The sequence below is a fragment of the Yersinia hibernica genome (genome assembly GCF_004124235.1).
In the GTDB taxonomy this organism is placed as follows: Bacteria; Pseudomonadota; Gammaproteobacteria; order Enterobacterales; family Enterobacteriaceae; genus Yersinia; species Yersinia hibernica.
On the sequence record NZ_CP032487.1, the window covers coordinates 3,061,140 to 3,081,660 of the forward strand.

Here is a 20,521-nt window from a genome sequence, read left to right on the forward strand (position 1 = left end):
CTTATTGCTGCAACTCAACAGGGAATGGTGAGTTGGTGGGTCTGAGTGGACTTGAACCACCGACCTCACCCTTATCAGGGGTGCGCTCTAACCACCTGAGCTACAGACCCAACAAGGTACTAAAGCCCGACTAATTTCTCAGTCCGGCTTTATTTGCTCGTTACTTTCTATCAGACAATCTGTGTGGACACTGCGCAATGCGTATCTTTAGGTAAGGAGGTGATCCAACCGCAGGTTCCCCTACGGTTACCTTGTTACGACTTCACCCCAGTCATGAATCACAAAGTGGTAAGCGCCCTCCCGAAGGTTAAGCTACCTACTTCTTTTGCAACCCACTCCCATGGTGTGACGGGCGGTGTGTACAAGGCCCGGGAACGTATTCACCGTAGCATTCTGATCTACGATTACTAGCGATTCCGACTTCATGGAGTCGAGTTGCAGACTCCAATCCGGACTACGACAGACTTTATGTGGTCCGCTTGCTCTCGCGAGTTCGCTTCACTTTGTATCTGCCATTGTAGCACGTGTGTAGCCCTACTCGTAAGGGCCATGATGACTTGACGTCATCCCCACCTTCCTCCGGTTTATCACCGGCAGTCTCCTTTGAGTTCCCACCATTACGTGCTGGCAACAAAGGATAAGGGTTGCGCTCGTTGCGGGACTTAACCCAACATTTCACAACACGAGCTGACGACAGCCATGCAGCACCTGTCTCACAGTTCCCGAAGGCACCGAAGCATCTCTGCTAAGTTCTGTGGATGTCAAGAGTAGGTAAGGTTCTTCGCGTTGCATCGAATTAAACCACATGCTCCACCGCTTGTGCGGGCCCCCGTCAATTCATTTGAGTTTTAACCTTGCGGCCGTACTCCCCAGGCGGTCGACTTAACGCGTTAGCTCCGGAAGCCACGCCTCAAGGGCACAACCTCCAAGTCGACATCGTTTACAGCGTGGACTACCAGGGTATCTAATCCTGTTTGCTCCCCACGCTTTCGCACCTGAGCGTCAGTCTTTGTCCAGGGGGCCGCCTTCGCCACCGGTATTCCTCCAGATCTCTACGCATTTCACCGCTACACCTGGAATTCTACCCCCCTCTACAAGACTCTAGCTTGCCAGTTTCAAATGCAGTTCCCACGTTAAGCGCGGGGATTTCACATCTGACTTAACAAACCGCCTGCGTGCGCTTTACGCCCAGTAATTCCGATTAACGCTTGCACCCTCCGTATTACCGCGGCTGCTGGCACGGAGTTAGCCGGTGCTTCTTCTGCGAGTAACGTCAATCACAAAGGTTATTAACCTTTATGCCTTCCTCCTCGCTGAAAGTGCTTTACAACCCGAAGGCCTTCTTCACACACGCGGCATGGCTGCATCAGGCTTGCGCCCATTGTGCAATATTCCCCACTGCTGCCTCCCGTAGGAGTCTGGACCGTGTCTCAGTTCCAGTGTGGCTGGTCATCCTCTCAGACCAGCTAGGGATCGTCGCCTAGGTGAGCCGTTACCCCACCTACTAGCTAATCCCATCTGGGCACATCCGATGGCGTGAGGCCCGAAGGTCCCCCACTTTGGTCCGAAGACGTCATGCGGTATTAGCTACCGTTTCCAGTAGTTATCCCCCTCCATCAGGCAGTTTCCCAGACATTACTCACCCGTCCGCCGCTCGCCGGCAAAGTAGCAAGCTACTTCCCGCTGCCGCTCGACTTGCATGTGTTAGGCCTGCCGCCAGCGTTCAATCTGAGCCATGATCAAACTCTTCAATTTAAGATTTGTTTGATTTGCCACCGAAATGGCGATGCTCAAAGATTACTTTCTGCAAATATGCATTCGAACCGAAGTTCAAATGTGTACTGCTTTGGTCACTCTTCAAGACTTTGATTATTTCTGCCTGCCGAAACAGGCTTTGATATCGTCTTGCGAGTGCCCACACAGATTGTCTGATAAATTGTTAAAGAGCGTTCGTTACCCGTTGGCCTTGCGGCGAATCTTACGGTAACGCGGGAGGCAGATAATACGCCTTCCCGCTGAAGAGTCAAGGAATTATTTTGTTTCTTGCGAAGTCAAAACCGTTCTTTTCTCTTCCTGACCCGGCGAGGTGTGTTTCGTTGTTCCCGGTCAGTGGAGGCGCATTATAGGGAGTTCCTGACAGCCTGCAACCCCTAATTTGAAAAAACTTTTCAACCGCTCATTAATGCGTCAAAAACATCAAATACGATGAAAAAGGAAACAAAAAGGGGGCGATTTCTCGCCCCCTTAAGGATTAACACTTACTGCTTGGCAATAATATGCCCGTTTTCTATATCCAGAGTCACCGGTACTCCCGGTATTAATTTGCCGGACAGTATCTGTTGCGCCAATGGATTCTCAATTTCCTGCTGAATAGCGCGTTTCAATGGCCGCGCACCATAAACAGGGTCAAAGCCCGTTTCACCCAAGAACTCCAATGCAGGCTGAGTAATAGTGACCTGATAGCCACGTTCTTCCAGACGTTTGTACAGACGTTCCAGTTGGATGCTGGCAATAGCCGCCAGATGCGCCCGACCCAACGGATGGAAGACAACAACCTCATCTATACGGTTAATGAATTCAGGGCGGAAGTGATGAGTGACAACTTCCATCACCATATCCTTCATTTCGGTATAGCTTCTTTCACCGAAACGCTCCTGAATCAAATCAGAGCCGAGGTTAGAGGTCATGATGACTACCGTATTGCGAAAATCGACCGTTCTCCCCTGCCCGTCAGTTAAGCGCCCATCATCCAACACCTGCAAAAGAATGTTGAAGACATCTGGATGCGCTTTTTCCACTTCATCCAGCAGAATGACAGAATAAGGACGGCGGCGTACCGCTTCAGTCAAATATCCGCCCTCTTCATAACCGACATAACCGGGAGGCGCACCGACTAACCGAGAGACGGAATGTTTCTCCATAAACTCGGACATATCAATGCGCACCATGGCATCGTCACTGTCAAACAAGAAATTCGCCAGCGCTTTGCACAACTCGGTTTTACCTACCCCAGTTGGCCCTAAGAATAGGAAGGAACCAATTGGGCGGTTTGGATCTGATAACCCAGCACGGCTACGACGAATCGCATTAGATACCGCTTCAACCGCTTCATCTTGCCCAATGACGCGAGTATGCAGATCCTCTTCCATGCGCAGCAACTTATCCCGTTCACTTTCCAGCATGCGCGATACCGGAATACCGGTCCAACGCGCCAGCACTTCAGCAATCTCTGCTTCAGTGACGCGGTTACGCAGCAGCTTCATGGTTTTCCCTTCAAGCGCCGTGGCTGCCGCCAGCTGTTTTTCCAGCTCAGGGATTTTACCGTACTGAAGTTCTGACATCCGCGCCAAGTCACCCACGCGGCGAGCCTGCTCCAAGGTGATTTTGGCTTGTTCCAGTTCAGTTTTAATATTCTGAGTTCCAGTAAGAGAGGCTTTTTCCGCTTTCCACTCTTCTTCCAGCTCTGAATATTCACGTTCTTTCTGCTCTAATTCGGTATTGAGCATTTCCAGACGTTTTTTACTGGCGTCATCAGACTCTTTTTTCAGAGCCTGCTGCTCCAGTTTCAATTGGATAATCCGGCGTTCGAGCCTATCCAATGATTCTGGTTTTGAGTCCATCTGCATACGGATGCTAGAACCGGCCTCATCAATCAGGTCAATGGCTTTATCCGGTAACTGACGATCCGAGATATAACGGTGCGACAGTGTTGCCGCCGCCACAATTGCCGGGTCGGTTATCTGCACATGGTGATGCAGTTCATAACGCTCTTTCAACCCACGCAAAATGGCAATGGTGTCTTCAACTGTTGGTTCTGCCACATAGACTTTCTGGAAACGCCGCTCCAGCGCCGCGTCTTTCTCTATATATTGGCGATACTCATCAAGAGTGGTGGCCCCTACGCAGTGCAATTCACCGCGTGCTAGCGCAGGTTTTAGCATGTTGCCGGCATCCATCGCCCCGTCGCCTTTCCCCGCACCGACCATGGTATGCAATTCATCAATGAACAAGATCACACTGCCTTCTTGTTTTGATAAATCATTCAGCACGCCTTTCAAGCGCTCTTCAAACTCACCGCGATATTTCGCCCCGGCAATCAGGGCACCCATATCCAATGAAAGCACGCGTTTATGTTTCAGGCCTTCCGGCACTTCGCCATTGACGATTCGCTGTGCCAGCCCCTCTACAATGGCCGTTTTACCGACACCAGGTTCACCAATTAACACCGGGTTATTTTTGGTCCGGCGTTGTAGCACCTGAATAGTGCGGCGAATTTCTTCATCACGGCCAATAACGGGGTCAAGTTTGCCTTGTTCCGCACGCTCAGTCAGGTCGATAGTGAATTTTTTCAATGCCTGGCGCTGGTCTTCAGCCCCTTGGTCATCAACTTTGTCACCACCACGCATATCTTCAATTGCCTTATTTATTTTATCTTTTGTTGCACCAGCGGCCTTTAACATGTCAGTTAAGGTGCCGCGATCCTCAAGAACAGCCAAAACGAACAGTTCTGAAGAGATAAATTTATCTGCCCGCTTCTGCGCTAATTTGTCACAAAGATTCAAGACACGGACGAGTTCATTTGATGGTTGAACATCGCCGCCAGTACCTTCAACTTGTGGAAGCCGACCTAAAGCCTGCTCAATGTCGCCACGCAAATTGGCGACATTAATCCCTGCCGAGGTCAACAATGGGCGAACCGTCCCCCCATCCTGATTGAGCAGTGCGCTCATCAAATGTAACGGTTCAATAAATTGGTTATCGCGCCCAAGCGCTAAAGATTGGGCATCGGCGAGGGCTAGCTGGAATTTGCTAGTAAGACGATCCAAACGCATAACACCTCCAATATTGGTCAAAATTGCTACTGGAGATTAGATGAGGTCATCCCTCAAATTTTCAAGGTTATTTCGACACTATATTTAAAGTAAAACGTCATGCGTCAGCGGATCGTCCTAATTTAATAGGTTATATCAGCCAGATTAAACTTGCCATACGTCCGGTGATTCCATCGCGCCGATAAGAGAAAAATTGTTGTTTTTCACTCACAGTACAGCGGTCTCCGCCATAAATAGCGTGAATACCCGCAGCCCGTAGCCGCAATCGAGCTAATAAATAGATGTCGGCGAGATATTTAGCGCCGGCAGGTGTGAACGCCGCAGCTGATTGTGCGTCGATTTGGATAAATGCCTGTTTAACCTCTTCCCCCACCTCAAACTGCTGTGGGCCTATTGCTGGGCCTAGCCAGGCTATAATCGAGGATGGTGCAGCATTAAATTGTGCCATTGTTTGTTCAAGGACACCGGCGCAAAGCCCGCGCCAGCCAGCATGGGCGGCCGCCACTTCATCACCCGCCAGCGAGCAAAATAACACCGGCAGGCAATCTGCGGTCATAACCGCACAAACTTGCCCAGCCACACAGCTGTAGACCGCATCAGCCTGTACATCAGAAATTACTGAGCCATCCAGATGCAGGACGCGAGTGCCGTGCACCTGTTCTAGCCACAGCGGCATTTGCGGTAACTCTGCTTGCTCCACTAAATATTGTCGATTGGCAGCCACACGGACGGCAGTATCCCCCACATGGGTGCCAAGATTTAATGAATCATAAGGGAATTCGCTGATACCACCATGGCGGGTGGTACTGCATGCCTTAACAGTGGCAGGCATTGGCCAGTCGGGAAGTATCAGCTTGTCCATTACCAATCCATCTGATCTTTGAATTCTTCGGTATCAGCTTTCAGCGCATTAATCAGCTCGACCATATCTTCTGGTAAGGCTGCATGCCATTCCATTTGAATGCCACTGATTGGATGATACAAACGCAGCATAGTGGCATGCAGCGCCTGGCGATCAAAACCACGCAGGATAGCAATAAAGGAGTCCGATGCGCCGCGTGGCGGACGTGGGCGGCCACCATACAGCTGATCACCCACCAGCGGATGGTTGATATGGGACATATGCACACGGATTTGGTGCGTACGACCCGTTTCTAAGCGCAGACGTAGGCGCGTATGGGCGCGGAAATGCTCCATAATCCGATAGTGAGTGGTCGCCGGTTTACCCATCGGATGGACAGCCATATGTGTCCGCTTGGTGGAATGACGAGAAATAGGTTCGTCAACTCTGCCGCCCGCGGTCATATTGCCGATAGCCACCGCTTCATATTCACGAGTGATTTCACGCGCTTGCAGTGCTTCAACCAAACGGGTCTGTGCTGGAACGGTTTTCGCCACCACCATCAAGCCGGTGGTATCTTTATCCAGGCGGTGTACGATACCTGCGCGAGGAACATCGACAATTTCTGGGTAATAATAGAGCAATGCATTCAGGACGGTGCCATCAGGGTTGCCGGCGCCAGGATGAACGACTAAACCGCGGGGTTTATTAATAACCAGAATATCGTTATCTTCATAGACGATATCCAGTGGGATTTCTTGAGGCGCCCAGCGGGCATCTTCCTCAATTTGCGCGTCAATTGCGACGAGCTCGCCACCCAACACTTTTTCTTTAGGCTTGTTAATTGTTTTACCATCGACTGTGACCCTATCTTCCAAGATCCATTCTTTTATACGAGATCTTGAATAATCAGGGAACAATTCGGCCAAAGCCTGATCTAACCGTTGACCGAGTTGTGATTCGGCCACCGTTGCGCTGAGTTGTACTTGTTGTGCCATATGCAGCTTCTTGTTCGTTAACGTTGGGTTTTGACGGCGATGCCGTTTAATATAATGTGCTATTGTATCTAGATCTTTGTCGGGAGCTTAACGGACAGTCTCCCGGAATAACACTTCGAGGATAATCAAAACGTCATGACGCGTATGAAATATCTGGTGGCTGCCGCCACGTTGAGCCTGGTGCTGACCGGTTGCTCCAGTAACAAGGACGTGGTTCCCGATAACCCGCCTTCTGAGCTCTATGCTACCGCTCAGCAAAAACTGCAGGACGGTAACTTTAAGGGAGCCATTACGCAATTAGAAGCGTTAGATAACCGCTATCCTTTCGGGCCTTACTCCCAACAGGTTCAGCTTGATTTAATTTATGCGTATTATAAATCTGCTGATCTGCCGTTGGCGCAAGCCTCAATCGATCGCTTTATGCGCCTCAATCCCACACATCCTAACATCGATTACGTATTATATATGCGTGGTTTGACTGACATGGCTCTGGATGACAGCGCATTGCAAGGCTTCTTCGGGATTGATCGTTCAGACCGTGACCCACAACATGCTAAAGCCGCATTCCGCGATTTTAACCAGTTGATTCAAAGCTATCCGAACAGCCAATATGCAACCGATGCGCAAAAACGCTTGGTGTTCCTGAAAAATCGTCTGGCCAAGCATGAATTGGCCGTGGCGCAATATTACACTAAACGAGGCGCTTACGTCGCGGTCGTTAACCGTGTAGAACAAATGCTGAGAGATTATCCTGATACTCAAGCAACTCGTGATGCGTTGCCGTTGATGGAAAATGCTTACAAGCAATTGCAATTGAATGCGCAAGCAGACAAAGTGGCCAAAATAATCGCGGCGAACCCCGCCTAAAATTATTTGGAACCATAAAAATAACAAACGGCAGCTCAGGCTGCCGTTTTCAATTCTGCCTTTTAGCCATAAATCGCAGTGATTCATGCCGTTAGACTATCGCGCTGACATTCAACCTAAAACGCAAAAATAATGCGTTTTTTAACCAAATCCAGGCGATATAACCTATCAATAATGCGGCATTCTGACCAATGATTCAAGCCTTCAGCTGCTATTCCTGACGTTAAATCACAGTTCCCACGACCTTTGCAAAAGGTGACAAAAATAAGTGATCTTGATCATACATTTTGTGAAAAAGAGAGGTATGCTGAAGTTATCCAAGATGGAGTAGACAGAGAGGTAAGTCATATGACAGTCAACATCACCAGTAAACAAATGGATATTACCCCAGCAATCCGTAAACATGTCGAAGACCGTCTCACCAAACTGGATAAATGGCAGGCCCAGTTGATAAACCCACATATTGTACTGTCCAAGGATCCACAAGGATTCGTTGCCGATGCAACCATCAGTACACCTATGGGCCCCTTAGTTGCCAGTGCCAAACATGACGATATGTATGCTGCAATTAATGAACTAATCACCAAACTAGAACGCCAATTAAATAAAGTTCAACACAAAGGTGAAGCTCGTCGAGCAGCAAGCAGTGTTAAAGACGCTAATCTGGAGTCAGCAGATGTAGAGGAAGAAGAATCCGAGCAGCAACAATAGCCGGGACAATCCATCTCATTTCGGATCTAACGCGCCTTTGGGCGCGTTTTTTATTGACAGCAATTCAGGCTGGCGGTTAATTTAGGGGCTGTTTATTTTGGCTATAACGTATCGCCTTAGTCAGCATCAAAAAAATAGGCCACTAGCAACGATGATCAATAAAGTGTTTTTCTTCGCATTCTTTTTTACCTTCCCCTGATTGGGAGGCGTTTCGTCGTGTGATAAAGAATGCGAAGACGAACAACAAAGCCTCCCAAGCGGGAGGCTTTTTTTATGCATTTATACCCGTCATATTTCAAGCTGCGTGCGCCTTGTCCGCCTTCCTGCAACTCGAATTATTTAGGGTATAATCATTTAAAAAATTAAGGTAAACCCTATGAGTGATAACCCATTGCTGGTGCTACGCGAACGCATCAGTGCACTAGACTTAAAACTGCTGGCCTTACTGGCAGAGCGGCGTGAATTGGCGGTGGATGTCGCTAAAGCCAAACAACTCCATCACCGCCCAATTCGTGATAAAGAACGTGAGCGTGATTTGCTGGATGCGCTCATCACGGCCGCCAAACCTTATGATCTCGATGGGTTTTATGTCACCCGCTTGTTCCAACTGATTATCGAAGATTCAGTATTAACTCAGCAGGCGCTGCTACAGCATCAATTGAATCAAACGGCTCAGCACTCTGCTCGTATCGCTTTTCTGGGGCCGAAAGGTTCTTACTCACATTTAGCCGCGCGCCAATACGCGGCGCGCCATTTTGAGCACCTGATTGAATGTGGTTGCCAAAAATTCCAGGATATCTTTACTCAGGTGGAGACCGGGCAAGCTGATTACGCGGTATTGCCAATAGAGAACACCAGCTCAGGCTCAATTAATGACGTGTATGACTTGCTGCAACACACCAGTTTGTCAATTGTCGGGGAAATTACCAATCCGATTGACCATTGCGTGCTAGTCGCCAGCGAAACTGACCTGAGCCAAATACAAACCGTCTACAGCCACCCACAACCTTTCCAACAATGCAGCCAATTTATTAACCGCTTCCCGCACTGGAAAATTGAGTATTGCGAAAGCACAGCCGCCGCGATGGAGAAAGTGGCGCAGTTGAACTCACCAACAGCTGCGGCGCTAGGGAGCGAAGCCGGTGGTGCACTTTATAACCTGCAAGTGTTGGAACACAATCTGGCAAATCAGCAGCAAAATATCACTCGCTTTATTATTCTTGCCCGTAAAGCCATTGATGTCTCAGATCAAATACCCGCAAAAACCACCTTAATTATGGCGACAGGCCAGCAGTCTGGGGCATTGGTTGAGGCGCTACTCGTGCTGAGAGAGCACGGGATCATTATGACCAAACTGGAATCACGGCCCATTAATGGCAACCCGTGGGAAGAGATGTTTTATATTGATGTGCAGGCTAACTTGCGCTCGGACTCCATGCAAAAAGCCTTGGCCGACCTGACGCCGATAACTCGGTCATTAAAAGTATTGGGCTGCTATCCAAGTGAAAACGTGGTTCCGGTCAATCCCAGCTAAGCCCTCGCCTTATAACCTAAATAGCAACAAGTCACCCCGATGCTGTCAGGGTGACTTGTTAAAATCAGGAAAAACTATTGGCGGTTGTCGTTGGCTTGCCGCAATAATGAACGGCTTTCGACTAAGAAGCGCTCGGCATAATCACCAAACCAGTGCTCAACTTTTTGGAAACTTTGTACAAAGGCTTGTTTATCACTTTGCTCTAGCAAGGTAATCGCCTCGCCAAAACGTTTGTAATAGCGCTTAATCAACGCCAGATTATCTTCCGATGACATAATAATGTCGGCGTAAAGTTGCGGATCTTGTGCAAATAGCCGCCCCACCATCGCCAACTCTAGCCGATAAATCGGCGAAGACAGCGCCAGTAATTGCGCTAACTGCACATTTTCTTCTGCCAGATGCAATCCGTATGCAAAAGTCGCAAAATGGCGCAGCGCCTGAATAAATGCCATATTTTGGTCATGTTCAACCGCACTGATTCGATGTAACCGCGCGCCCCATACCTGCAACTGCTCCAGCAGCCACTGATAAGCTTGTGGGTCACGACCATCGCAATACACTACCACTTGTTTTGCCAGACTACCGACATCGGGCCCAAACATAGGGTGTAAACCCACAACCGGCCCTTCATGGGCAGCTAACATCGCCTGCAGCGGTTTATTTTTGACTGAAGCAAGATCCAGCAAAATACAATCTGCCGGTAACTTTGGCAGCCGGGTTATCACTTCTTCAGTGATATGAATCGGCACACTGACAATCACCATTCCAGCATCTGCCAGAATAGATTCAGCTCGCGGCCAATCCTGTTGCTCCAGCGTTTTGACCTGATAGCCTGACAGTGCGAGCATGCGGCTAAATAACTGCCCCATCTGGCCCTGACCACCGATAATCACCACCGGACGCAGTTGCGGGCGCAGCGTCTTAAACCCTTTGTCATTCTCGCTGGTATAAGACTCTCGCATTATCCGGCGCAGTACGTCCTCAATCAAATCGGGCGGCACACCTAGAGCCTCGGCTTCCTGTCGGCGCGAGGCCAACATCGCGGCCTCACGGTCCGGAACATAAATAGGCAAGCCGTAGCGGCTTTTAACTTCACCTACTTCAGCCACCAGATTCAGGCGTTTAGCCAGCAAATCCAGCAATGCTTTATCGACTTCATCAATTTGATCGCGCAAAGCGGTCAATTCAGCCACCATACTTACTTTTCCTCTGCAGTCCGGGCCGCCAGCGCTGAACGTAATTCCTGGTGCATAGCACGTAATAAGGTTTCAGTACTTTCCCAATCAATACAAGCATCAGTGACTGAAACACCATAGCGCATATCAGTACGTGGTTGCTCAGATGATTGATTACCTTCATAGATGTTACTTTCCAGCATCACACCAGTGATAGAACGATTGCCAGCCTTGATCTGTTCAACCACAGATTCAGCGACCGCAGTCTGACGACGGTAGTCTTTATTCGAATTACCATGGCTGCAATCTATCATTAAGGATGGAATGAGTCCCGCATCCTGCATCTGTTTTTCACACTGAGCAACATCTTGTGCGCTGTAGTTAGGCGTTTTACCGCCGCGCAAAATCACATGACCGTGTGGATTCCCCTGGGTTTGCAGTAAGCAAACTTGGCCTGACTGGTTAATCCCCATGAAACGATGTGGCATAGCAGCCGCACGCATCGCATTGATTGCTGTACCTAAACTACCGTCAGTACCATTTTTAAATCCAACGGGCATAGACAAACCTGAAGCCATTTCGCGGTGAGTTTGTGATTCCGTCGTACGCGCACCAATGGCCGACCAACTGAATAAATCACCCAAGTATTGCGGACTGTTTGGGTCCAAAGCTTCCGTCGCCAACGGTAGCCCCATGCCCACTAAGTCCAGCAATAATTGACGAGCAATATGTAATCCTCTTTCCACATCAAAAGAGCCATCCATTGCCGGGTCATTGATCAGGCCTTTCCAACCAACAGTAGTTCTCGGCTTTTCAAAATAGACACGCATAACGATATACAGGCTGTCACTCAATTGTGCAGAAAGAGTTTTCAAACGACGCGCATAATCCAGAGCAGCATCCACATCGTGGATAGAACATGGGCCACAGACCACCAGCAAGCGTGGGTCTCGCCCCTGAACAATATCAGCAATAGTTTTGCGGGCGGTTTCAATCGCATACTGATCATTGTTGCTCAATGGAAACTGTTTTTTCAGTTCTTCCGGTGTTATCAGTATTTGTTCAGCACTGATATGGACATTATTGAGCGCATCTTTTTGCATGATCATATTCTTTACCTGTCTCTGTTTAGCGGATGTCATTTAGCGTGTTTATCGTTTGAGGTCTCCACAATACCATGACGTGTAAACTTTTCAATCCATATGTGTAAATAAAAAATTACCAGTCAATTCACCCGCGTATTTCTGTCTGACTTTTGCAGTCAGTCGCAGTTTCTGCAGATGCCCCCAACCTCTCGTGGAGACCATGATAAAATGCGGAAAATTTGTGGAGGCCGTATGTTAAGAGTCATCATCGTCGACGATGAGCAACCTGCGCGTGAAGATTTGCGCGAAAGATTAAGTGAAGAACATGACATAGAAATCATCGCCGAATGCAGCAACTCGCTGGAAGCCATCCCCGCTATCCAGCGCCTACAGCCCGATGTAATATTTCTCGACATCCAAATGCCGAGAATTAATGGCCTGGAATTAGCTTCAATGCTGAATCCGGAAAGTATGCCGCATATCGTGTTTGTCACCGCTTACGATGAATATGCAATCCGGGCCTTTGAAGAGCATGCCTTTGACTATCTGTTAAAACCACTCGACCATCAACGCTTAGCAAAAACACTAATACGCTTAAGAAGAGGCTGTGGTGTAAATAATAATTTACATAAAATAACGAAACCGATGCTGCGCCATATCCCCTGCTCGGGCCACAATCGGATTTTCTTACTGAAAATTGAGGAAGTCGAGTATCTCAGTTCTGAGCTAAGTGGTGTGCATGTTGTCGGAACCGTACAATCAGGCTATACCCAGTTATCACTCAAAACTCTGGAGGAAAAAACTCCTTTTGTCCGCTGCCACCGACAGTATATGGTCAATACTGAACAGTTGGGTGAGATACAGCTTATGGATAATGGCTCTGCTGAAGTCATTACTCGCAGTGGTAAACATATCCCCGTGAGCCGCCGCTACTTAAAACCTCTAAAAGAGAAATTAGGCATTAACTGAATGATGCAGCAAGGTTGATATATTGCTCCGCTAAGTGACGATATTGTTGATTATTCTGATGAGCACACCAAATTAAATATTAATAAAAGTAACCAGTGATTCATTAATCAAAAACAATACTAATACATTAAATTCACAATTAAACTATGAATTCTAAAATACCGATGTAATTCCACTTTAATTAATTAGAAAAGTCCAAGCTGATATAAAAATAGAGGCAGATCTCAGATTTAATTAGTTACATAACTGAACAATATAGCCTTGATATTAGCAAGGTTTTAATCAATGCAGTTTAGGCTCTGATAAATAAAAACCAATAAGAGCTCTGTTCATTGCTTAAAAACAGCCAATATCCAACCGAATTTTATTCATGTTGGAAGCAAGGTAACATTATGATAACACTTCAATTTATAATTATAATTCTCTGCCTGTTGGTCGGCACCCGCTATGGTGGCATGGGTCTGGGGTTAATAAGTGGTATTGGTTTATTTATCCTCACCTTTATCTTTGGTCTCGAACCAGGAAAACCGCCTGTTGATGTAATGCTGACAATATTAGCCGTTATTGGTTGTGCTGCTGTATTACAAACTGCCGGTGGGTTAAATGTCATGATGCAATTCGCTGAGCGATTATTACGGCGACACCCTCAGCATATTACGCTACTGGCACCTTTCACCACCTGGTCATTGACCTTTCTATGTGGCACCGGGCATGTTGTTTACACCATGTTCCCTATTATTTCCGATATTGCCATTAAAAAAGGTATCCGCCCCGAACGGCCAATGGCGGTGGCCTCTGTTGCTTCACAAATGGCAATTACGGCGTCCCCTGTGTCGGTCGCGGTGGTGTCATTAGTATCCATTATTGGTGCCAATCACGGTATAGGTCAGGCTTATAGTATTCTGGAGATTCTGGCGATATCTGTTCCGGCTTCTTTAGTCGGGGTGCTGATGGCCGCATTATGGAGCTTACGCCGTGGTAAAGATCTGGATAAAGACCCTGATTTCCAACAAAGAATCAAAGATCCTGAGCAACGCGACTTTATCTATGGCTCAACCGATACCTTGTTAAATCAGGTTTTCCCGAAACAAGCTTATTGGTCAACCTGGATATTCTTCGCCGCTATCGCGCTGGTGGTATTATTGGGTGCATTTGCCGACCTGCGCCCTGCTTTCGAAGTTAAAGGAAAAATGCAGTCATTATCAATGAACCTAGTTATTCAGATGATGATGCTAATTGCCGGTGCAGTCATTCTTATTGGTTGTAAAGTTAAACCCAGCGATATTTCTAACGGCGCCGTATTCAAAGCTGGCATGGTTGCCATCTTCTCCGTATTCGGTGTGGCCTGGATGAGTGATACCTTCTTCCAAGCCCACATGGGTGATTTGAAATTGGTATTGGAAGATGTGGTAAAAGGCCATCCGTGGACCTATGCCATTGTGCTGTTTTTAGTATCGAAACTGGTTAATAGCCAAGCCGCAGCGCTGACCGCCATTGCGCCAATGGGATTACAGTTGGGTGTTGACCCGAAAATGCTGATTGCATTCTTCCCTGCCGCTTATGGCTATTTTGTGCTGCCAACCTATCCCAGTGACCTTGCTTGTATCGGTTTTGACCGCTCCGGTACTACCAAGATTGGTAAATTTATTATTAACCACAGCTTTATTATTCCAGGGCTGATTGGTGTTATCTGTTCGTGCATCACCGGTTACCTGCTGGTGACGACTTTTATGTAATTAAAACCAAGAGCCAGAACCCTTCTGGCTCTTATCATTTTTTGCTGTTCGCCAGCATTCAAATACCGCTTTTTTATTTATGACATTTTAAGAATCAACTCATCAAAAAATCTCTCTTATTATAATTAATTATTCAATCTGAAATATCTTGTGAGTAAGTGGGAGAGCAACTGCTACAATGCGTGCCGCATCACAAAACCCCCCCTTTTCACCATGGACCTATTATGTTTTCTTTGCGTCATACCAGGGCGTTGCCATTTTATATCAGCACACTCGCTTTATCCTTAATCAGCACCTCAGCGCTTGCTGACGCGACTGTTTTTACTGCCTTAGACGATCCAGCCACAGCCAAAAAGAGCTTCGATGGTACCGTTGAAGCAGGTTATACTGCGCAATCAGGCAACACGACCAACTCAACCTTGACCGCTAACTCAACACTAACCTGGTTTCAGCCTAACACGGCGTATAGTTTGTGGGGAGCGGCCCGGAATACCAGTTCTAACAATCAGCGCTCTTCTGAACGTTACCAGCTAGGCGGCCGTACGCGCTATAATCTGACGGATCGAAACTATCTGTTTGGGCAAGCCAGTTGGTTGAATGACCGCTATAACGGTTTTGATTCCCGCTCTGTTCTGACCACCGGTTATGGTCGCCAGATTATGACCACGCCATTGCACAATCTGCGGGTGGAATTTGGTCCGGGTGTTCGCCATGATGAGTTTTATGAAGGCGGCCGTGCCACCAAAGCATTAGCCTATGCCGGTGGGAACTATACCTATCAGTTAACTGATAACACCGTCTTCAGCGAGGGTGTTTCAGCACTGGCAAACGAAGAAACCACCTTGAACTCAGAAACAGCATTGAACGTAGCTATCAATAAAAGTTTCGCATTGCGTTTAGCCTATGTAATGACCTATAACACCAAGCCACCGGCCAGCGCACCAAAAAATACAGATACCACAACATCAGTGACTCTGGTTTACGGCCTGTAATATCGCGTCTTTTTAGCGTGGTGCCATGCCACGCTACTTCCTGCCAGTTCCTTATTCACTCCCATGAACTCTTTAGCAACATACCCTTCACGCCGTGCAAATTCTCATAAAAAAGGGGTCAGCACCCGGCTGACCCCTTGATAACTATTAACTTTTGGATGAAGCCTGAGCTGTACCTTAGTTAACGCGGTTAAGACGCTCTTTGATACGAGCAGACTTACCAGTACGCTCACGCAGATAATACAGTTTCGCTTGACGAACGGCACCACGACGTTTCACAGTAATGCTGTCGATTACTGGGGAGTGAGTTTGGAATACACGCTCAACACCTTCGCCGTTGGAAATTTTACGAACGGTGAACGCAGAATGCAGACCGCGGTTACGAATAGCGATAACCACGCCCTCGAATGCCTGCAGACGCTTTTTAGAACCTTCAACAACCCATACCTTAACTTCCACGGAATCACCCGGACGGAATGAAGGTACATCTTGCTTCATCTGCTCTTGTTCGATTTGCTTGATAATATTGCTCATAATAGGTCTCTTACCCTAGGTAAACTGATATATCAGGAAATTGGCACGCGGCGCAATGTTCCTTTCATAGTTCTGTTGCTCAGGGCTTGTGTTCCCGTTGGAACTCAGCCAGCAACACCATTTGCTCGTCAGTCAGAGCTAGGCTTTCTAGAAGTTCAGGTCTTCTAAGCCAGGTACGGCCCAGCGACTGCTTTAAGCGCCAGCGACGAATCTCGGCATGGTTGCCCGACAGTAATACTGGCGGAACCTCCATCCCTTCCAACACCTCAGGACGAGTGTAGTGTGGGCAATCCAGCAATCCATCAACAAAGGAATCTTCCTCCGCTGAAGCCTGATGACCCAGCACGCCCGGGATAAAGCGGGAGACTGAATCTATCAGAGTCATTGCCGGCAACTCACCACCGCTGAGAACGTAATCACCAATTGACCATTCTTCATCAATTTCGGTTTTGATTACGCGCTCATCAACCCCTTCGTACCGGCCACACACCAGAATCATCTTCTGGTTGGTCGCCAGCTCGCAAACCCCCTGTTGGTCCAGTTTGCGCCCTTGAGGTGACAGATAAATCACCTTTGCTCCCTCGCCTGCCGCTGCTTTTGCTGCATGAATGGCTTCCCTTAGCGGTTGCACCATCATCAGCATTCCCGGGCCACCACCATATGGGCGGTCATCCACGGTACGATGCCGATCGTAGGTGAAGTCACGCGGACTCCAACACTGCACGCTCAGCAGGCCATTTTTTACTGCCCGGCCAGTTACCCCGTAATCGGTTATCGCGCGGAACATCTCGGGAAACAGGCTAATAACACCGATCCACATTGTTTTGTTCCACTCACTTTTGCCGTTTAATTCGGAGGTCAAAAACCAGGATCCCAATCTACTTCAACACGTTGAGCAGAGAGATCGACATTCTTGATAACCTGCCCATGAAGAAACGGGACCAACCGCTCCTTCATACCGAATGCATCTTTCAGGTTTGCTTTCACTACCATCACATCATTAGAACCGGTTTCCATCATATCGATGATTTTGCCCAATTCGTAACCGGTGGTGGTTACTACCTGACAGCCCATAAGGTCTTTCCAGTAGTAATCATCTTCTTCCAGCTCTGGTAGTTGTTTGGAATCGACGATAATCTCGCAATTAGTCAGTAGATTCGCAGCATCCCGATCATCAACACCTTTTACCTTAATGATCAGATCCTGACTGTGGCGCTTCCAGTCTTCCAACTCGACATGCTGCCACTTACCACCCTGCTGGATAAACCACGGCTGGTAATCAAAAATGCTTTCGGCGTTCTCGGTGGATGAAAATACTCTGAGCCAACCGCGAATGCCGTAAGTTGAACCCATTTTACCGAGAACAATCGGCTGTTCGGGAACACTTGGATTGAGTTGCTTGCTCATAATAACCACCACCGCGACAGATTAAGCTGCTTTCTTAGCGTCTTTGATCAGCGCAGATACGCGATCAGAAACAGTTGCACCCAGACCAACCCAATGTTCGATGCGGTCTAGATCCAAACGCAGAGCTTCAGCCTGACCAGATGCGATCGGGTTAAAGAAGCCTACACGTTCGATGAAACGGCCGTCACGAGCATTACGGCTGTCGGTCACTACTACTTGATAGAACGGACGCTTTTTAGCGCCGCCACGAGCCAAACGAATTGTTACCATAACATCCTCTTTAGTTAATAAAACAACTGAACCCCATCGGGGAACGGGGTTCAGTTGCAATATAAAAAGCCCGAAAATTTTACTCATTTTGGCGCAAAAAGCAATCTAAAGCGTAGATTCCTATGCGCTAGTTTTGTAATAAGCATAATTTTCTTCGTTTTCCGCTGTTTTCAGCGGGAAATCTTTATTCATCTCACGCCAGTTAAGATAATTGCGTGAGATGACATTCAACGACCCGGGAAACCCGGTGGCATCATACCTTTCATGCCACGCATCATTTTGGCCAGACCGCCATTTTTCATTTTCTTCATCATGCGCTGCATTTCATCGAACTGCTTGAGCAAGCGGTTAACATCCTGCACTTGCACACCAGAACCGGTAGCAATGCGGCGCTTACGCGAACCTTTAATAATTTCTGGCTTGGCGCGCTCTTTCAGCGTCATCGAGTTGATGATGGCCTCCATCCGCACCGTCACCTTGTCATCCATCTGCGATTTCACGTTGTCTGGCAACTGGCCCGCACCCGGCATTTTACTTAACATGCTGGCCATACCGCCCATATTGCGCATTTGCTTCAACTGATCAAGGAAGTCATTGAGATCAAAGCCATCGCCTTTCTTCAGCTTGGTTGCCAGTTTTTCCGCTTGTGCGCGGTCAACTTTGCTTTCGATATCTTCAATCAGGGAGAGAACATCGCCCATTCCCAGAATACGTGAAGCTACGCGATCGGGATGGAACGGCTCCAGTGCGTCTGTCTTTTCACCGACCCCAAGGAATTTAATCGGTTTGCCGGTAATATGGCGGATAGATAACGCGGCACCGCCACGGGCATCACCATCAACTTTGGTCAGTACGACCCCCGTTAGCGGCAAGGCTTCATTGAATGCTTTGGCTGTATTGGCAGCATCCTGACCGGTCATGGCATCCACAACAAACAAGGTTTCCACCGGATTAATCGCGGCATGGACTTGTTTGATTTCGTCCATCATCGCTTCATCAACATGCAAGCGACCGGCGGTATCGACAATCAGAACATCATAAAACTTAAGTTTTGCCTGTTGCAGCGCACGATTGACGATATCAATCGGTTTTTCCTGCACATCAGAGGGGAAGAAATCAATGCCAACCCCCTGCGCCAAAGTTTCCAACTGTTTGATAGCTGCTGGGCGATAAACGTCAGCAGACACCACCAACACTTTTTTCTTCTGTTTTTCTTTCAGGAACTTACCCAGCTTGGCCACACTGGTGGTTTTACCCGCCCCTTGCAGGCCCGCCATTAACACCACTGCTGGCGGTTGTGCTGCCAGATTCAGTTCGTTATTGACTTCGCCCATCGCGGCAATAAGTTCATTTTTAACGATTTTGACAAATTCCTGACCCGGCGTGAGGCTTTTGTTCACCTCATGCCCGACAGCACGCTCTTTTACCCGGTTAATAAAGTCACGAACAACCGGCAGAGCGACGTCAGCCTCCAGTAACGCCATACGCACTTCACGCAGCGTTTCTTTAATATTTTCTTCTGTCAGCCGGCCACGGCCGCTGATATTGCGCAGTGTGCGCGATAATCTGTCAGTTAAGTTCTCAAACATTGTCTTTTACTCAACATGTAAACACGTCAACGTGGAAACAGGCCGCTCTGGCGACACAATGGGGGGATTATAACACGAAGCTTAAACGATCTCTGCCCTCACATCGGAGAACGGTTGGAGAGGAACGCGCTCGACGCTATACTGGCTATCTAATTCACTTAGCCGATACCCATATAACGCTATGCCCGTGTTCTCTATTTTGGCTTTGATCGCTTATTCGCTCAGCTTGGGCCTGATTGTCCCAAGTCTGGTGCAGAAAAATAGTGCTTACCGGCGGTTAGCGCTGGTTTCTGCCGTCGTGGCGCTAGTGTGCCATGCTATTGCTCTGAAGCATCAGGTTTTTGATGTCGGCGGTGGGCAAAATCTCACTTTATTGAATATCGGCTCCATTGTTGGGCTGATGATTTGCACAATCATGACTATCGTCGCCTCACGCGGCCGTGGTTGGTTCTTGCTGCCGATTGTCTACAGTTTTGCCATGATTAATTTGGCACTGGCCAGTTTGCTACCGGGTGAGTTTATTACCCATCTGGAGGCCAGCCCGGCTATTTTTGTCCACATTGGGCTGGCGCTCTTCGCATACGCAACACTCATCATCGCGGCACTGTATGCCCTGCAACTGGCTTGGCTCGATTATCAGTTAAAGCACAAGAAAGTCACTTTTAATGCTGATATGCCGCCCTTAATGAGCATTGAACGTAAAATGTTTCATATCACCCAAATTGGGGTGGTGTTGCTGACGCTAACACTGTGTACTGGCTTGCTTTATATGGACGATATCTTCAGCAAAGAAAACGTCCATAAAGCGGTGTTATCGATAATGGCCTGGTTTGTCTACATTGTTTTACTATGGGGCCATTATCATGAGGGTTGGCGTGGGCGCAGAGTCATTTGGTTCAGTTTCGCTGGCGCATTTTTGCTAACTCTGGCCTATTTTGGTAGCCGCTTACTACAAGAAATAATGATCTCTTAACCATTATT

At 48.0% G+C, this 20,521-nt stretch carries 17 protein-coding genes, 1 tRNA gene, 1 rRNA gene and 1 other annotated feature; of the genes, 7 read left to right on the plus strand and 12 right to left on the minus strand.

The features are described from left to right. Positions 1 to 33: 33 nt before the first annotated feature. From D5F51_RS14455 to rluD, 5 genes are all read right to left on the minus strand, one after another. Positions 34 to 110 (minus strand) — tRNA-Ile (locus D5F51_RS14455). Positions 111 to 212: 102 nt separating this feature from the next. After that, positions 213 to 1,755 (minus strand): 16S ribosomal RNA (locus D5F51_RS14460). A 503-nt stretch (positions 1,756 to 2,258) separates the two neighbouring features. After that, on the minus strand, positions 2,259 to 4,832 hold the full coding sequence (gene clpB / locus D5F51_RS14470) for an ATP-dependent chaperone ClpB (RefSeq protein WP_129197508.1): 2,574 nt from the start codon (positions 4,830 to 4,832) through the stop codon (positions 2,259 to 2,261). Between the two features lie 130 nt (positions 4,833 to 4,962). Beyond that, positions 4,963 to 5,694 carry a purine nucleoside phosphorylase YfiH gene (gene yfiH / locus D5F51_RS14475; RefSeq protein WP_129197510.1) on the minus strand — a complete coding sequence of 244 codons (732 nt, stop codon included), beginning with the start codon at positions 5,692 to 5,694 and terminating at the stop codon, positions 4,963 to 4,965. Then, positions 5,694 to 6,671: a 23S rRNA pseudouridine(1911/1915/1917) synthase RluD gene (gene rluD, locus D5F51_RS14480; protein ID WP_025379325.1), complete on the minus strand. Its 978-nt coding sequence runs from the start codon at positions 6,669 to 6,671 to the stop codon at positions 5,694 to 5,696. The genes yfiH and rluD overlap by 1 nt, the downstream gene beginning before the upstream one ends. Positions 6,672 to 6,806: 135 nt before the next feature. Between rluD and bamD the strand changes: the two genes are divergently transcribed. The 3 genes from bamD to pheA all read left to right on the plus strand — a co-directional run bounded on the left by bamD (position 6,807) and on the right by pheA (position 9,783). Beyond that, the gene (bamD, locus tag D5F51_RS14490; RefSeq protein WP_129197512.1) at positions 6,807 to 7,538 is read left to right on the plus strand and encodes an outer membrane protein assembly factor BamD; all 732 of its coding nucleotides are present in this window, start codon (positions 6,807 to 6,809) and stop codon (positions 7,536 to 7,538) included. 348 nt (positions 7,539 to 7,886) lie between these two features. Then, positions 7,887 to 8,249: a ribosome-associated translation inhibitor RaiA gene (gene raiA, locus D5F51_RS14495; RefSeq protein ID WP_025379326.1), complete on the plus strand. Its 363-nt coding sequence runs from the start codon at positions 7,887 to 7,889 to the stop codon at positions 8,247 to 8,249. Between the two features lie 150 nt (positions 8,250 to 8,399). Next, positions 8,400 to 8,524, plus strand: a sequence feature (Phe leader region). A 101-nt stretch (positions 8,525 to 8,625) separates the two neighbouring features. Beyond that, complete coding sequence (gene pheA / locus D5F51_RS14500) at positions 8,626 to 9,783, plus strand: bifunctional chorismate mutase/prephenate dehydratase (protein ID WP_025379327.1); 1,158 nt, start codon at positions 8,626 to 8,628, stop codon at positions 9,781 to 9,783. A 74-nt stretch (positions 9,784 to 9,857) separates the two neighbouring features. Here the strand turns inward: pheA and tyrA are convergent, their stop codons facing one another. Then, positions 9,858 to 10,979, minus strand: a complete 1,122-nt coding sequence (gene tyrA / locus D5F51_RS14505) for a bifunctional chorismate mutase/prephenate dehydrogenase (RefSeq protein WP_129197514.1) — start codon at positions 10,977 to 10,979, stop codon at positions 9,858 to 9,860. Positions 10,980 to 10,981: 2 nt separating this feature from the next. Further along, positions 10,982 to 12,061, minus strand: coding sequence for a 3-deoxy-7-phosphoheptulonate synthase (locus tag D5F51_RS14510; protein ID WP_025379329.1), 1,080 nt, complete (start codon positions 12,059 to 12,061; stop codon positions 10,982 to 10,984). A 234-nt stretch (positions 12,062 to 12,295) separates the two neighbouring features. Between D5F51_RS14510 and btsR the strand changes: the two genes are divergently transcribed. From btsR to D5F51_RS14525, 3 genes are all read left to right on the plus strand, one after another. After that, a complete protein-coding gene (btsR, locus tag D5F51_RS14515; RefSeq protein WP_129197516.1) occupies positions 12,296 to 13,012 on the plus strand; it encodes a two-component system response regulator BtsR in 717 nt (238 codons plus the stop codon). A gap of 392 nt (positions 13,013 to 13,404) precedes the next feature. Further along, positions 13,405 to 14,748: an anaerobic C4-dicarboxylate transporter gene (locus tag D5F51_RS14520; protein WP_025379331.1), complete on the plus strand. Its 1,344-nt coding sequence runs from the start codon at positions 13,405 to 13,407 to the stop codon at positions 14,746 to 14,748. 224 nt (positions 14,749 to 14,972) lie between these two features. Further along, positions 14,973 to 15,740: a DUF481 domain-containing protein gene (locus D5F51_RS14525; protein WP_025379332.1), complete on the plus strand. Its 768-nt coding sequence runs from the start codon at positions 14,973 to 14,975 to the stop codon at positions 15,738 to 15,740. 177 nt (positions 15,741 to 15,917) lie between these two features. Here the strand turns inward: D5F51_RS14525 and rplS are convergent, their stop codons facing one another. From rplS to ffh, 5 genes are all read right to left on the minus strand, one after another. Continuing rightward, positions 15,918 to 16,274, minus strand: a complete 357-nt coding sequence (rplS, locus tag D5F51_RS14530) for a 50S ribosomal protein L19 (protein ID WP_025379333.1) — start codon at positions 16,272 to 16,274, stop codon at positions 15,918 to 15,920. Between the two features lie 79 nt (positions 16,275 to 16,353). After that, the gene (gene trmD / locus D5F51_RS14535) at positions 16,354 to 17,094 is read right to left on the minus strand and encodes a tRNA (guanosine(37)-N1)-methyltransferase TrmD (RefSeq protein ID WP_004393426.1); all 741 of its coding nucleotides are present in this window, start codon (positions 17,092 to 17,094) and stop codon (positions 16,354 to 16,356) included. Positions 17,095 to 17,132: 38 nt separating this feature from the next. Further along, on the minus strand, positions 17,133 to 17,681 hold the full coding sequence (rimM, locus tag D5F51_RS14540) for a ribosome maturation factor RimM (RefSeq protein ID WP_129197518.1): 549 nt from the start codon (positions 17,679 to 17,681) through the stop codon (positions 17,133 to 17,135). Positions 17,682 to 17,702: 21 nt separating this feature from the next. Then, positions 17,703 to 17,951: a 30S ribosomal protein S16 gene (rpsP, locus tag D5F51_RS14545; RefSeq protein ID WP_004712517.1), complete on the minus strand. Its 249-nt coding sequence runs from the start codon at positions 17,949 to 17,951 to the stop codon at positions 17,703 to 17,705. 227 nt (positions 17,952 to 18,178) lie between these two features. After that, positions 18,179 to 19,540 carry a signal recognition particle protein gene (gene ffh / locus D5F51_RS14550; RefSeq protein ID WP_025379335.1) on the minus strand — a complete coding sequence of 454 codons (1,362 nt, stop codon included), beginning with the start codon at positions 19,538 to 19,540 and terminating at the stop codon, positions 18,179 to 18,181. Positions 19,541 to 19,721: 181 nt separating this feature from the next. Between ffh and D5F51_RS14555 the strand changes: the two genes are divergently transcribed. Continuing rightward, the gene (locus tag D5F51_RS14555; RefSeq protein WP_025379336.1) at positions 19,722 to 20,513 is read left to right on the plus strand and encodes a cytochrome C assembly family protein; all 792 of its coding nucleotides are present in this window, start codon (positions 19,722 to 19,724) and stop codon (positions 20,511 to 20,513) included. Positions 20,514 to 20,521: the final 8 nt, after the last annotated feature.

Bases quoted from the DNA above. Each gene is read 5' to 3' on its own strand.
- trmD (WP_004393426.1), bottom strand. From the start codon at position 17,094: ATGTGGATCGGTGTTATTAGCCTGTTTCCCGAGATGTTCCGCGCGATA.
- rluD (WP_025379325.1), bottom strand. From the start codon at position 6,671: ATGGCACAACAAGTACAACTCAGCGCAACGGTGGCCGAATCACAACTC.
- D5F51_RS14520 (WP_025379331.1), top strand. From the start codon at position 13,405: ATGATAACACTTCAATTTATAATTATAATTCTCTGCCTGTTGGTCGGC.
- rplS (WP_025379333.1), bottom strand. From the start codon at position 16,274: ATGAGCAATATTATCAAGCAAATCGAACAAGAGCAGATGAAGCAAGAT.
- btsR (WP_129197516.1), top strand. From the start codon at position 12,296: ATGTTAAGAGTCATCATCGTCGACGATGAGCAACCTGCGCGTGAAGAT.
- D5F51_RS14510 (WP_025379329.1), bottom strand. From the start codon at position 12,061: ATGCAAAAAGATGCGCTCAATAATGTCCATATCAGTGCTGAACAAATA.
- yfiH (WP_129197510.1), bottom strand. From the start codon at position 5,694: ATGGACAAGCTGATACTTCCCGACTGGCCAATGCCTGCCACTGTTAAG.
- tyrA (WP_129197514.1), bottom strand. From the start codon at position 10,979: ATGGTGGCTGAATTGACCGCTTTGCGCGATCAAATTGATGAAGTCGAT.
- raiA (WP_025379326.1), top strand. From the start codon at position 7,887: ATGACAGTCAACATCACCAGTAAACAAATGGATATTACCCCAGCAATC.
- rimM (WP_129197518.1), bottom strand. From the start codon at position 17,681: ATGAGCAAGCAACTCAATCCAAGTGTTCCCGAACAGCCGATTGTTCTC.
- pheA (WP_025379327.1), top strand. From the start codon at position 8,626: ATGAGTGATAACCCATTGCTGGTGCTACGCGAACGCATCAGTGCACTA.
- clpB (WP_129197508.1), bottom strand. From the start codon at position 4,832: ATGCGTTTGGATCGTCTTACTAGCAAATTCCAGCTAGCCCTCGCCGAT.
- D5F51_RS14555 (WP_025379336.1), top strand. From the start codon at position 19,722: ATGCCCGTGTTCTCTATTTTGGCTTTGATCGCTTATTCGCTCAGCTTG.
- rpsP (WP_004712517.1), bottom strand. From the start codon at position 17,951: ATGGTAACAATTCGTTTGGCTCGTGGCGGCGCTAAAAAGCGTCCGTTC.
- ffh (WP_025379335.1), bottom strand. From the start codon at position 19,540: ATGTTTGAGAACTTAACTGACAGATTATCGCGCACACTGCGCAATATC.
- bamD (WP_129197512.1), top strand. From the start codon at position 6,807: ATGACGCGTATGAAATATCTGGTGGCTGCCGCCACGTTGAGCCTGGTG.
- D5F51_RS14525 (WP_025379332.1), top strand. From the start codon at position 14,973: ATGTTTTCTTTGCGTCATACCAGGGCGTTGCCATTTTATATCAGCACA.